The following is a 13,515-nucleotide window of genomic DNA, read 5'->3' as shown; positions in this document are numbered from 1 at the left end:
TTATGCCTCCCTTACATTGGCGAAGAATTAAATATCAGAGGTTTGTCGTGTCTGAAATGAATTCGCCCGATCATGGGCTGATTGAACAATTTCTCGATACTATGTGGATGGAACGTGGTTTGTCTGAAAACACGTTAGCATCTTATCGTAATGATCTAGTGAAGCTACTGCAGTGGATGACGGAGCATAATTATCGTCTGGACTTCATTAGCCTGTCTGGGTTACAGGAGTATCAAACTTGGTTGGTGGATGCTGGATACAAACAAACATCCAGAGCTAGAATGTTGTCTGCGATCCGTCGTTTATTTCAATATTTGCATCGGGAAAAATTGCGCGCGGATGATCCTAGTGCGCTGTTAGTTAGTCCTAAGTTACCTAAACGACTGCCTAAGGATCTGACGGAAGCGCAGGTTGAAGCGCTGCTGGATGCGCCGGATCCTAATGATCCGATGGAGTTGCGTGATAAAGCCATGTTGGAATTACTTTATGCTACGGGCCTTCGTGTTACTGAACTTGTTAGCTTAACCATGGAAAACATGAGCTTACGCCAAGGCGTTGTTCGCGTTATGGGTAAAGGCGGAAAAGAGCGTTTGGTCCCAATGGGAGAAAATGCCATTGAATGGATTGAAACTTTTCTGCATGAAGGGCGGTCAATATTGCTTGGTGAGCAAACATCTGATGTGGTGTTTCCGAGTAAACGCGCTCGTCAAATGACGCGGCAGACTTTTTGGCATCGTATTAAGCATTATGCCGTTTTGGCGGGGATCGATAGTGAACAGCTTTCTCCTCACGTATTGAGGCATGCTTTTGCCACCCATTTATTGAATTATGGGGCGGACTTACGTGTGGTGCAGATGCTATTGGGGCATAGTGACTTATCGACAACACAAATTTATACTCATGTAGCCACCGAAAGGCTTAAACAAATTCATAGCGAGCACCACCCAAGGGCTTGATAAGGAAGAAATTAATGAGCGTACTACGCCGACTACCCATATTGGCATTACCACTTTTTGTCGCCGCTTGTAATGCTGACGATACGAACCAAGAACAAGTTAAAGCAACAGCAGCACCAGTCGCAACGCAGGCAACCGAATTTAATAAAGAAGAGCTGATTGAGCGTTTTAGCAAATTACGCTTAAACGTCGAGGATGTGATCCCTTCAGAGATCGAAGGGTTGGTTGAAGTGCAAACTTCCGGTGGCCCATTATACGCGTCACCTGATGGTAAGTTCTTTATTGCGGGGACACTCTTTAGTTTAGCTGATGATGGTCAGTATGTTGATGTAGTAGCTAAACGTCAGGCGCCACTTAATGTCGAGAAGCTTGCCAAACTGCAAGACAGTATGATTGAGTTCAAAGCAGATAATGAGAAATACGTGGTCACGGTATTTACTGACATTACATGTGGCTATTGTGTACGCTTGCATAGCGAAATGAAAGAATACAATGACCTAGGTATCACAATTCGTTACCTTGCATTTCCACGCCAAGGTGGCGTAAGCCCTGTCGCGGATCAAATGGCTGCAATTTGGTGTTCATCGGAGCCAAAATCTGCAATGCATGATGCGAAAATTAACCGTGTTATGCCGGAGAAAGGTGAGAACTTTGCGCAATGCCAGAGCACTATTAAGCAGCACTATCAGCTAGGTAAAGAGCTTGGTATTAGTGGAACGCCAGCAATTTTCCTCCCTAATGGCGAGATGGTTGGTGGTTACCTACCTCCTGAGAAATTGCTAGAACGTTTGCAATCCATCCAATAAATTCTCATCATGGGCCTCATTGAAGGCCCTTTTTTAATGATTATGATTGAAATTCAACGTCGCCCAGAAGCCGATTTAACTACGCTTCCAGATAGTATCCCTCCGTTACTCAAACGCATTTACATCAATCGCGGTATCAATAATGTCGAGCAGCTCGAAAAGGCTGCTAAGGCGCTGCATTCCTATCAAAAGCTTGGGGGCATAGACGCTGCGGTGACGTTGCTGTTTGATGCTTTACAGCAAAACAAACGCATTATTGTGGTTGGCGACTTTGATGCCGATGGTGCAACCAGCTCTGCCTTGTCTGTGCTTGCTTTACGTATGCTTGGTTCCAATAATGTGGATTATTTGGTGCCAAACCGATTCGAAGATGGATATGGCCTAAGCCCGGAAGTGGTCGATCAAGCGATTGAGATTGGCGCAGAAGTGATTATGACGGTGGATAATGGTGTCTCTTCAATTGAAGGGGTTCGTTATGCAAAAGAGCAGGGGTTAACCGTTCTGGTGACGGATCATCACCTTCCTGGGCATGAGTTGCCACCAGTGGATGCCATGGTGAATCCAAATCTGCATAGTTGTGATTTTCCTTCTAAAGCCTTGGCTGGTGTTGGTGTTGCTTTTTACTTGATGATGGCACTTTGTGTTTATATGCGCAAAATAGGTTGGTTTGCCGAGCAAGGCATGCCGGAGCCTAAATTGATGGAACTGATTGACTTAGTTGCTTTGGGTACCGTTGCTGATGTAGTGCCTCTGGATGAAAATAATCGCATTTTGGTACACCAAGGGCTGCAGCGTATTCGCGCGGGTAAGGCTCGTCCGGGCATTCAAGCTCTGATTGAAGTGGCAAAGCGCGATGCTCGCCGCTTAGTTGCTTCTGATTTCGGATTCGCGCTAGGCCCAAGGATCAATGCCGCAGGCCGTTTAGATGATATGTCCTTTGGTGTTGAACTTTTGATGAGTAATAACATTCATGCTGCGCGAAGAATGGCGAGTGAACTGGACGGTTTAAATCAAACTCGTAAAGAGATTGAAGAAGGCATGAAGCAAGAGGCGATGGCGATTTGTGAGCGTCTGCAGTTTGGTGAGAACGACATGCCGCATGGATTGGTGTTGTTTCAACGTGATTGGCACCAAGGCGTCATCGGTATCTTAGCTTCCCGCATTAAGGATAAATTTCATCGTCCTGTGATTGCGTTCGCCGATGGCGGCGAAGGTTCAATCAAAGGGTCATGCCGCTCGATCCCTGGTTTGCATATGCGCGATACGTTAGATCGTATAGATACGCAAAACCCCGGCTTGATCATTAAATTTGGTGGTCATGCGATGGCTGCAGGTTTGACGATCTTAGAGAAAGATTTTGAGCGTTTTACACAGCTATTTAACCAAGCGGTGAAACAAGATCTTGATGAAGCGCTATTGAAAGGCGTCATCCTTTCTGATGGCGAGCTAAAACCAGAAGAATTTTCGATGACGGTTGCAGAAATGCTTCGTGCTGGTGGCCCATGGGGGCAAGCATTTCCAGAGCCTGTTTTTGATGGTGAATTCAAAGTGTTGCATCAGAAACTGGTGGGGGAAAAGCATCTTAAGTTGATGTTGGAGCCACTTTTTAAAGGTCATCCAACGAACATTATGATTGATGGTATTGCCTTTAATGTTGATTTACGCCGCTGGCCAGATGCTTCAGTCAAAACTGTACGCCTTGCTTACAAACTCGATATTAATGAGTTTCGTGGTAATCAGTCATTGCAGTTAATGATTGAGCATATAGAAGCTCGCTAGCTGGATACAATGCGTATTGCTTGAGCCAATGTTGTTTACAAAACTGAGACTCAACATAGAGATATCAATGAGTTCAATAAAGCCGACTCTTTTGTAGTCGGTTTTCTTTTGCCTGTCACAAAATTTTCACCTTGCCATCTTCTCCTATCCACATTGATAAGTAATTCGTCATTTTTCTTTAAAAAATGCTAATTAATGTGATATCTGGCCCGATAATCTCTTGTCTGTTTATATTTTGTAATTGGTAATACCAATTACTTTGCTGTTTTAATCAACTATTGTTATCAAAGTGTTGAGCTGTGGCTCATTCTATGATTTGGGTCAATTTTTGGCTGGACACTGACGTTTTAATTATGTTAATTTCAGCCCCATCTTAAAATTGGTATTACCAATTACCAGCAAAGAGTAAAAGAACAATAAATTATGGCTTATCAAAGGATTCGTCAGCCAAAGCTCTCAGATGTTATCGAGCAAGAATTAGAACGGTTGATTGTAGAAGGAACATTGTCTCCGGGGCAGCAGTTGCCACCAGAGCGCGAACTGGCAAAGCAGTTTGATGTTTCTCGCCCTTCGATTCGTGAAGCTATTCAACGCTTGGAAGCAAAAAAACTTCTTACTCGCCGACAAGGTGGTGGGACGTTTGTTAGTGAGAACATCTGGACAAGCTTTTCTGATCCTCTGCTAAATTTATTGTCTAGCCACTCGGAAACTCAGCTGGATCTACTGGAAACGCGTCATGCGATGGAAGGTATTTCGGCGTATTTTGCTGCTTTACGTGGTACCGACGAAGATTTTGCTCGTATTCAAGCGTGCTTGAAAACAATCAGTAGCGCTCAAGATAATAAGAACATTGACGGTGAAGCTACTGCGGTCATGCAGTTTCTGATCGCTTTGACGGAAGCGGCACATAACGTGGTTCTTCTTCACATTGTTCGAAGCTTGGCGCCTCTGCTAGAGCAAAATATCTTACAGAATTTAAAGCTCTTACATCGCCGCGATGAAGTGGTGGAGAAAGTAAGTAAACACCGAGCCAATATTGTTGAAGCGATCGTTTCTGGTCAGCCTGAACAGGCGCGTGAAATGTGTCATTCACATTTGGCTTATATTGAAGAAACATTGTTGGATTTGACTCGTGAAGAGTCTCGACGAGAGCGTTCTTTGCGTCGAATTCAGCAAGGTAACGATTCATAAAGAAGCGTTACTTAAGTAACTAGATCCAACCAACAGAAGGATAGATCGCCATGTCTGACATGAAGCATGACGTAGATGCACTGGAAACTCAAGATTGGCTACAAGCCCTTGAATCCGTTGTTCGTGAAGAAGGTGTAGAACGTGCTCAGTTTCTATTAGAAACCGTTCTAGAAAAAGCACGTCTAGACGGCGTTGATATGCCAACTGGCATCAACACAAACTACATCAACACTATTCCAGCAGCACAAGAACCAGCTTACCCTGGTGACGTAACTCTTGAGCGTCGTATTCGTTCGATTATTCGCTGGAACGCAATCATGATCGTATTGCGTGCTTCTAAGAAAGACCTAGACCTAGGTGGTCATATGGCTTCTTACCAGTCAGCTGCAGCGTTCTACGAAGTTTGTTTCAACCACTTCTTCCGTGCTCCAAACGAGACGGACGGTGGCGATCTAGTTTACTACCAAGGTCACATCTCACCGGGTATCTACTCTCGTGCATTCGTTGAAGGTCGTCTAACTGAAGAGCAGCTAGATAACTTCCGTCAAGAAGTAGACGGTAAAGGTGTTCCTTCATACCCACACCCTAAGTTGATGCCTGAGTTCTGGCAATTTCCAACAGTATCTATGGGTCTTGGTCCTATCTCCGCTATTTACCAAGCACGTTTCCTTAAGTACCTAGAAGGCCGTGGCCTTAAAGATACTTCTGCTCAACGTGTCTACGCTTTCCTAGGCGACGGTGAGATGGATGAGCCAGAATCACGTGGTGCAATTTCTTTCGCTGCTCGTGAGAAGCTAGACAACCTATGTTTCCTAATCAACTGTAACCTACAGCGTCTAGATGGCCCTGTAATGGGTAACGGTAAGATCATTCAAGAGCTTGAAGGTCTATTCAAAGGTGCAGGTTGGAACGTAGTTAAAGTTATCTGGGGTAACAACTGGGATGCACTACTAGCTAAAGATACGACTGGTAAGCTACTACAGCTTATGAACGAAACGATCGATGGCGACTACCAAACATTCAAATCTAAAGATGGCGCATACGTACGTGAGCACTTCTTTGGTAAGTACCCTGAGACTGCTGCACTAGTTGCAGACATGACTGACGACCAAATCTTCGAATTGAAGCGTGGTGGTCACGATTCTTCTAAGCTGTTTGCTGCATTTAACAATGCAAAAGAAACAAACGGCAAGCCAACAGTAATCCTAGCTAAGACTGTTAAAGGTTACGGCATGGGGGAAGCGGCTGAAGGTAAGAACATCGCTCACGGTGTTAAGAAGATGGACATGACTCACGTACAATACTTACGTGATCGTCTAGGTCTACAAGACATTCTTTCTGATGAGAAAGTAGCTGAACTGCCTTACCTAAAACTGGAAGAAGGTTCTGCTGAGTACGAATACCTACATGCTCGTCGTAAAGCACTGAAAGGTTACACGCCACAGCGTCTACCTAAGTTCACACAAGAGTTCAAAGTACCAGAGCTAGAAGAGTTTGCTCCTCTACTTGGTGCTCAGAAGCGTGAAATCTCAACGACTATGGCTTACGTACGTACGTTGAACATCCTGCTTAAAGACAAGAACATCGGTAAGAACATCGTTCCTATCATCTGTGATGAAGCGCGTACGTTCGGTATGGAAGGTCTATTCCGTCAAGTGGGTATCTACAACCCAGACGGTCAAGAATACACACCTGAAGATAAAGGCATCGTTTCTTACTACAAAGAAGCAACATCAGGCCAAGTTCTTCAAGAAGGTATCAACGAACTAGGTTCAATGGCATCTTGGGTTGCTGCTGCTACTTCTTACAGCACAAACGATCTGCCAATGATCCCGTTCTACATCTACTACTCAATGTTCGGTTTCCAACGTATTGGTGACATGGCATGGCTAGCAGGCGACCAACAAGCTCGTGGCTTCCTACTAGGTGCTACAGCTGGTCGTACAACACTGAACGGTGAAGGTCTACAGCACGAAGATGGTCACTCGCACATTCAAGCGAACACTATCCCGAACTGTATCTCTTACGACCCAACATTCGCTTACGAGCTAGCAGTAATCATGCAAGATGGTATCCGTCGTATGTACGGTCCTGAGCAAGAAAACATTTACTACTACCTAACAGTAATGAATGAAAACTACGCAATGCCAGCAATGCCAGAAGGCGCTGAAGAGGGCATCCGTAAAGGTATCTACAAGCTTGAGTCTCACGAAGGTGCTAAGGGTAAAGTTCAGCTAATGAGCTCTGGTACTATCATGAACGAAGTACGCAAAGCAGCAACTATCCTAAGTGAAGAGTACGGCATCGCATCTGACGTGTTCTCTGTAACTTCATTCAACGAGCTAACTCGTGATGGTCAAAATGCAGAGCGCTACAACATGCTTCACCCAGAAGCTGAAGCGAAAGTACCTTACATCACTACTGTTCTTGGTAACGAACCAGCAATCGCTGCGACGGATTACATGAAGAACTACGCTGAGCAAGTACGTGCATTCATGCCTACTGAATCTTACAAAGTTCTTGGTACTGACGGCTTCGGTCGCTCAGACAGCCGTGAAAACCTACGTCGTCACTTCGAAGTTAATGCAGGCTACGTGGTAGTTGCAGCACTAACTGAACTAGCGAAACGTGGTGATGTTGAGAAGTCTGTTGTTGCTGAAGCAATTGCTAAGTTCAACATCGACACTGAAAAAACAAACCCACTTTACGCTTAATACAGCGCTTAACTAGAAGGTAAATAAGCAATGGCAATCGAAATTAATGTACCTGACATCGGTGCGGATGAGGTTGAAGTTACTGAGATTCTTGTAAGCGTTGGCGACAAGGTTGAAGAAGAACAGTCTCTGATCACTGTTGAAGGCGACAAAGCTTCTATGGAAGTTCCAGCGTCTCAAGCAGGTATTGTTAAAGAAATCAAAGTAGCAGAAGGTGATTCTGTTACGACTGGTTCTCTTATCATGATTTTCGAAGCCGAGGGTGCAGCTGACGCTGCACCTGCTCCTGCGGCAGAAGCAGCTCCAGCAGCGGCTCCAGCTCCAGCAGCAGCGGCAGAGCTTAAAGAAGTTCACGTTCCTGATATCGGTGGTGACGAAGTCGAAGTTACTGAAATCATGGTTAAAGTTGGCGATGCAGTAGAAGAAGAGCAATCACTTCTAACTGTAGAAGGCGACAAAGCTTCTATGGAAGTACCAGCACCATTTGCAGGTACGGTTAAAGAGATCAAGATTGCTGAAGGTGATTCAGTAACAACTGGATCTCTTGTGATGGTATTCGAAGTAGCAGGTTCTGGTGCGCCAGTAGCAGCTGCTCCTGCAGTTGAAGCGGCTCCAGCAGCAGCTCCTGCGGCATCAGCAGAAAAAGAAGTTAACGTTCCAGATATCGGCGGTGACGAAGTAGAAGTTACTGAGATCATGGTTAAAGTTGGCGATACAGTAGAAGAAGAGCAATCTCTAATCACTGTTGAAGGCGACAAAGCTTCTATGGAAGTACCAGCACCATTTGCAGGTACAGTCAAAGAGATCAAGATTGCTGAAGGCGACAAAGTAACGACTGGCTCTCTAATCATGACTTTCGTTGTTGAAGGCGCAGCACCTGCTCCTGCAGCGGCTCCAGCTCAAGCGGCAGCACCTGCTCCAGCTGCACCTGCACCAAAAGCTGAAGCTCCAGCGGCGGCACCTGCAGCGAACGATTTCCAAGGCTCTGGTTTCGAAGAAAATAACGATTACGCACATGCGTCTCCAGTTGTTCGTCGTCTTGCTCGTGAATTTGGCGTTAACCTATCTAAGGTTAAAGGTACTGGTCGTAAGAGCCGTATCCTAAAAGAAGACGTTCAAGCTTACGTTAAAGATGCACTTAAGCGTCTTGAGTCTGGTGCTGTAGCATCTGGCAAAAGCGACGGTGCTGCTCTTGGTCTACTACCTTGGCCAAAAGTTGACTTCAGCAAGTTTGGTGAGACTGAAGTTCAGAAGCTTTCTAAGATCAAGAAGATCTCAGGTGCTAACCTACACCGTAACTGGGTAATGATCCCTCACGTTACACAGTGGGACAACGCTGACATCACTGAGCTAGAAGCATTCCGTAAAGAGCAGAACGCTATCGAAGCGAAGAAAGACACTGGTATGAAGATCACGCCACTTGTCTTCATCATGAAAGCAGCGGCTAAAGCGCTTGAAGCGTTCCCTGCGTTCAATTCTTCTCTATCTGAAGATGGCGAAAGCATCATTCTGAAGAAATACGTGAACATCGGTATCGCAGTAGATACGCCTAACGGCCTAGTTGTTCCTGTATTTAAAGACGTGAACAAGAAAGGCATCTACGAGCTATCTGAAGAGCTAATGGCTATCTCTAAGAAAGCACGTGCTGGTAAGCTAACTGCGGCTGACATGCAAGGCGGTTGTTTCACAATCTCAAGCCTTGGTGGTATCGGCGGCACAGCATTTACGCCAATCGTAAACGCGCCAGAAGTTGGTATCCTTGGTGTGTCTAAGTCTGAAATGAAACCTGTATGGAACGGTAAAGAATTCGAACCTCGCTTACAGCTTCCACTGTCTCTATCATACGACCACCGTGTGATCGATGGTGCTGAAGGGGCGCGCTTTATTACTTTCCTAAATGGTGCGTTATCAGACATTCGTCGTCTAGTTCTTTAATTCGGATTTAGATGATTTTAGAGGCGGCAACTGAGCCGCCTCTGTTAATAAAATAGCGATGATTTGCCAGCTATCCCTTACAAGAGTTGAGGGATTCTCAAGCGAATTGTCGTCTAGCTCACAGGCTAAATTGATTTACTTTTCACACCATTAACATCTCTGTAAACTGTTGGCGGTCTGAAAATAATGTTTAAAACAAACCACACGTAAAACAAATCGAATCAATACCTACTCAGCCTGTTAGGGATAATGACTACAAGAGGTCAAAATGAGCAAAGAAATTAAAGCCCAGGTAGTAGTACTTGGTGCCGGTCCTGCTGGTTACTCCGCTGCATTCCGTTGTGCAGACTTAGGTCTGGACACTGTTCTTATCGAGCGTTACAGCACTCTTGGTGGTGTGTGTCTAAATGTGGGTTGTATCCCATCAAAAGCACTTCTACACGTATCTAAAGTTATCGAAGAAGCAAAAGCGTTAGCAGAACACGGTATCGTATTCGGCGAACCTCAAACTGATATCGATAAAATCCGTAAGTGGAAAGAGAAAGTTATTAACCAATTGACTGGCGGTCTTGGCGGTATGGCGAAGATGCGTAAAGTAAACGTGGTTAATGGTTTTGGTAAATTCACTGGTCCTAACACGATTGAAGTGGAAGGCGAAGAAGGCAAAACTGTTGTTAACTTTGACAACGCGATCGTTGCTGCGGGCTCTCGTCCAATCAAGCTGCCATTTATTCCTCATGAAGATCCACGTATCTGGGACTCAACAGACGCGCTAGAGCTGAAAGAAGTTCCTGGAAAACTTCTGATCATGGGTGGTGGTATCATCGGCCTAGAAATGGGTACGGTTTATCACTCGCTAGGTTCTCAAATCGACGTTGTTGAAATGTTCGACCAAGTTATCCCAGCTGCGGATAAAGATATCGTGAAAGTGTACACTAAGCGTATCAAGAACAAGTTCAACCTAATGCTAGAAACCAAAGTAACGGCAGTTGAAGCGAAAGAAGATGGTATCTACGTTTCAATGGAAGGCAAGAAAGCACCAGCAGAAGCTGAGCGCTACGATGCTGTTCTTGTTGCTATCGGTCGTGTACCTAACGGCCAGCTTATCGACGGTGAGAAAGCGGGTCTAGAAATCGACGAGCGCGGCTTCATCAACGTTGATAAGCAGATGCGCACTAACGTGCCTCATATCTTTGCTATCGGCGATATCGTTGGTCAACCAATGCTTGCTCACAAAGGTGTGCATGAAGGTCACGTTGCTGCAGAAGTCATTGCGGGTAAGAAGCACTACTTCGATCCGAAAGTCATTCCTTCAATTGCTTACACTGAGCCAGAAGTGGCATGGGTTGGTAAGACTGAGAAAGAAGCAAAAGCGGAAGGCATCAACTACGAAGTAGCGACATTCCCATGGGCTGCGTCAGGTCGTGCAATCGCATCTGACTGCGCGGATGGTATGACGAAGCTTATCTTCGATAAAGAAACTCACCGTGTTATTGGTGGTGCTATCGTTGGTACGAACGGTGGTGAGCTACTAGGTGAAATCGGCCTTGCAATCGAAATGGGTTGTGATGCAGAAGATATAGCACTGACTATCCACGCTCACCCAACGTTACACGAATCAGTGGGCTTAGCGGCAGAAGTATTTGAAGGTACAATCACTGACCTACCAAATGCAAAAGCGAAGAAGAAAAAGTAGTTTTTCATCGATAGATAAATTAAAACCGCTGCATTGCAGCGGTTTTTTTATATCTGATTAAAAAAGCCAGCGAGATGCTGGCTTTAGATCAACAAGATCTTTTACTGCTCATGCTTGTAAATGCAAAGCATATCTAGGTAGCTTTGAGTGAGTTTCTCAATCGCTTTTTGGTTATGTACTCGGTTTGATTGAACAAACAATGAGTAGCAGATACCGTGGAAAAGCGTCGCAAGATCTGCAGGATCGTGCTCATCACACACTTCACCACGTTCTATTGCTTTGACAAACATATTTTGTACTAGAAGTTGGTTGGTACGGTTAGTCGTTACAAATAACGGCCAAACTTCATCACGTGTTGATGCACTCCATTCAAACCATACTTTTAACCAGTGGCAGTCATTGACGACAAGCTCAACCATCGCTGAGGTAAGATTTTGTAAATTCTCACGAGCAGGTAAGTCGAGGTCAATGTTGTCTGATAAGAAGTTAGAGAATTGACGAACTACATAATTGAGAACGTCGTCAACTAAGTCTTCTCGAGTTGGGAAGTAGTTAAATACCGTTGCAACTGAAACCTGAGCGATTTCAGCAATATCGGCGTGACCACCACGTCCAATTCCTCGACGAGCAAACACTTCTAATGAAATTTCCATCAGTTGTTGCTTACGTTTTTGTGGAGAAAGACGGGTTCGCGGTCTTTTAGCTATTGTGTCCATAATAGATTAATCCTTGCCAATTGAGTTGTTATAGTGGGCTTATGCCCTATTTAGTATTTTATTATTGTGCTTAAAGCTATATGAGTGTAATGGTGCATATTCGTCAGGTCAACGGTTTCCGATTAATTTATAATCACTTTTGTTAATAAGTAATTGCTTGATTGCTGTTCGATGTTGAAAAAAATGCGAACGGCTGTGTGGTTTTTTCATTGCTACAGGAATGATAGAATGCCGACCTAAACGATTACGTCATAGCTGAGTTATAGTCAGCTATTGTCCCTAGTAAAAACGAGATTGGTATGAAACATACAGTAGAAGTAATGATTTCTGAGCAAGAGGTCAGCAAACGAGTACAAGAGCTAGGTAAACAGATTACTGAGCACTATAAAGGTAGCGAAGATCTGGTCATGGTTGGCTTACTGCGCGGATCATTTGTATTTATGGCTGATTTGGCACGTGCAATCGATATTACTCACTGCGTTGATTTCATGACGGCATCGAGCTATGGCAATACAATGGAAAGTTCTCGCGATGTTCGCATCCTTAAAGATCTGGATGATGACATTAAAGGAAAAGACGTTCTATTGGTCGAAGATATTATCGATACCGGTAATACTTTGAATAAAGTTAAAGAAATCCTGAGCCTTCGTGAACCTAAGTCTATTGAAATTTGTACTCTACTCGATAAGCCATCTCGCCGTGAGGTTGAGGTCGATGTGAAGTGGATCGGTTTCGAAATTCCTGATGAGTTTGTTGTTGGTGTCGGTATTGATTACGCGCAAAAATATCGTCACTTACCATACATTGGTAAGGTTGTGCCGCAAGAATAAACTGAGTGCTTTAATAAAACGCCCGCTGTGTCAGCGGGCGTTTTTGTTTATATCGCGTCTAGCGACAGAGTAGTGTGCGTTCAGGATTTAAAATGGAATCCATTGCTTTTTGATAAGAGGTTTCTACCGTCTCTCTTGAGTTGGACCGCACGCCAAGATACTGCAATTTGCCATCACCAATTCCATATACGACACCGTGGATCTCGACTTCCTGCCCACGTTCCCATGCGTTTTGCATGATGGTTGAATTACCTAAGTTATAGACTTGCTCGGCGACGTTGATTTCTCCGAGTTTGTCTGCGCGATCGGCCTCTGGCATTTCGTCTAAGTAACTACGATGCTTAAAGTAGAGATCGCGTATATGAAGCAACCAGTTATTGATAAGACCTAATTGCGGGTTATCAATCGCGGCATTGACGCCACCACAGCCATAATGACCACAGACAATGACATGCTTCACTTTGAGGACGTCAACCGCGTACTGAACGACTGATAAGCAATTTAAGTCGGTATGGATGACTTGATTGGCTACATTACGGTGAACAAATAACTCTCCAGAATAGAGTCCAGTTAGTCTTTCGGCGGGAACGCGGCTGTCTGAGCAACCAATCCATAAAAAGCCAGGACTCTGGCCTTCTTCTAATTTACTGAAATATTCTGGGCTCTCTGCTTTGAGTGATTCAGACCACTTCGAATTGTTATCAAAAAGCTGTTTAATTTCCGGCATCTTACGGACCAATGATTAAAGAAAACTTGCACCACTATACACAATGTTACAATTTCTATCCCGGAAAAAGTGACCGATGTTGCACTCATCTGACGTGTTCTTGCACCAAAAAATCATAAACTTAGTCGATATACTAACGAATGGTTATAAGTAAGCAAAAAGCGA

At 44.6% G+C, this 13,515-nt stretch carries 10 protein-coding genes; 8 read left to right on the top strand and 2 right to left on the bottom strand.

Annotation, left to right across the window (positions count from 1 at the left end):
* Window positions 1-56: 56 nt before the first annotated feature.
* The 7 genes from xerD to lpdA all read left to right on the top strand — a co-directional run bounded on the left by xerD (window position 57) and on the right by lpdA (window position 11,077).
* Window positions 57-956, top strand: a complete 900-nt coding sequence (gene xerD, locus ACQEXS_RS05440; protein ID WP_367989208.1) for a site-specific tyrosine recombinase XerD — start codon at window positions 57-59, stop codon at window positions 954-956.
* Between the two features lie 14 nt (window positions 957-970).
* The gene (gene dsbC, locus ACQEXS_RS05435; RefSeq protein ID WP_427013075.1) at window positions 971-1,762 is read left to right on the top strand and encodes a bifunctional protein-disulfide isomerase/oxidoreductase DsbC; all 792 of its coding nucleotides are present in this window, start codon (window positions 971-973) and stop codon (window positions 1,760-1,762) included.
* Window positions 1,763-1,804: 42 nt separating this feature from the next.
* The gene (gene recJ, locus ACQEXS_RS05430) at window positions 1,805-3,541 is read left to right on the top strand and encodes a single-stranded-DNA-specific exonuclease RecJ (RefSeq protein ID WP_427013109.1); all 1,737 of its coding nucleotides are present in this window, start codon (window positions 1,805-1,807) and stop codon (window positions 3,539-3,541) included.
* Window positions 3,542-3,964: 423 nt separating this feature from the next.
* Window positions 3,965-4,732 carry a pyruvate dehydrogenase complex transcriptional repressor PdhR gene (pdhR, locus tag ACQEXS_RS05425; protein ID WP_427013074.1) on the top strand — a complete coding sequence of 256 codons (768 nt, stop codon included), beginning with the start codon at window positions 3,965-3,967 and terminating at the stop codon, window positions 4,730-4,732.
* A gap of 50 nt (window positions 4,733-4,782) precedes the next feature.
* Complete coding sequence (aceE, locus tag ACQEXS_RS05420; RefSeq protein ID WP_427013073.1) at window positions 4,783-7,446, top strand: pyruvate dehydrogenase (acetyl-transferring), homodimeric type; 2,664 nt, start codon at window positions 4,783-4,785, stop codon at window positions 7,444-7,446.
* Between the two features lie 30 nt (window positions 7,447-7,476).
* Window positions 7,477-9,381 (top strand): pyruvate dehydrogenase complex dihydrolipoyllysine-residue acetyltransferase, encoded by a 1,905-nt coding sequence (gene aceF / locus ACQEXS_RS05415; protein WP_427013072.1) that lies wholly within the window; start codon window positions 7,477-7,479, stop codon window positions 9,379-9,381.
* Between the two features lie 268 nt (window positions 9,382-9,649).
* Window positions 9,650-11,077 (top strand): dihydrolipoyl dehydrogenase, encoded by a 1,428-nt coding sequence (gene lpdA, locus ACQEXS_RS05410; RefSeq protein ID WP_367987314.1) that lies wholly within the window; start codon window positions 9,650-9,652, stop codon window positions 11,075-11,077.
* A gap of 101 nt (window positions 11,078-11,178) precedes the next feature.
* Here lpdA and ACQEXS_RS05405 read toward each other — a convergent pair whose 3' ends face one another.
* Window positions 11,179-11,793, bottom strand: coding sequence for a LuxR/HapR/OpaR family quorum-sensing transcriptional regulator (locus ACQEXS_RS05405; RefSeq protein ID WP_427009840.1), 615 nt, complete (start codon window positions 11,791-11,793; stop codon window positions 11,179-11,181).
* 299 nt (window positions 11,794-12,092) lie between these two features.
* Between ACQEXS_RS05405 and hpt the strand changes: the two genes are divergently transcribed.
* Complete coding sequence (gene hpt / locus ACQEXS_RS05400; RefSeq protein ID WP_367987312.1) at window positions 12,093-12,623, top strand: hypoxanthine phosphoribosyltransferase; 531 nt, start codon at window positions 12,093-12,095, stop codon at window positions 12,621-12,623.
* Window positions 12,624-12,681: 58 nt separating this feature from the next.
* Here the strand turns inward: hpt and can are convergent, their stop codons facing one another.
* Complete coding sequence (gene can / locus ACQEXS_RS05395; RefSeq protein WP_367987311.1) at window positions 12,682-13,350, bottom strand: carbonate dehydratase; 669 nt, start codon at window positions 13,348-13,350, stop codon at window positions 12,682-12,684.
* Window positions 13,351-13,515 lie beyond the last annotated feature (165 nt).

The organism is Vibrio sp. TRT 17S01, from assembly GCF_050113695.1.
In the GTDB taxonomy this organism is placed as follows: domain Bacteria; phylum Pseudomonadota; class Gammaproteobacteria; order Enterobacterales; family Vibrionaceae; genus Vibrio.
This window is presented reverse-complemented; position numbering and strand designations above follow the sequence as displayed.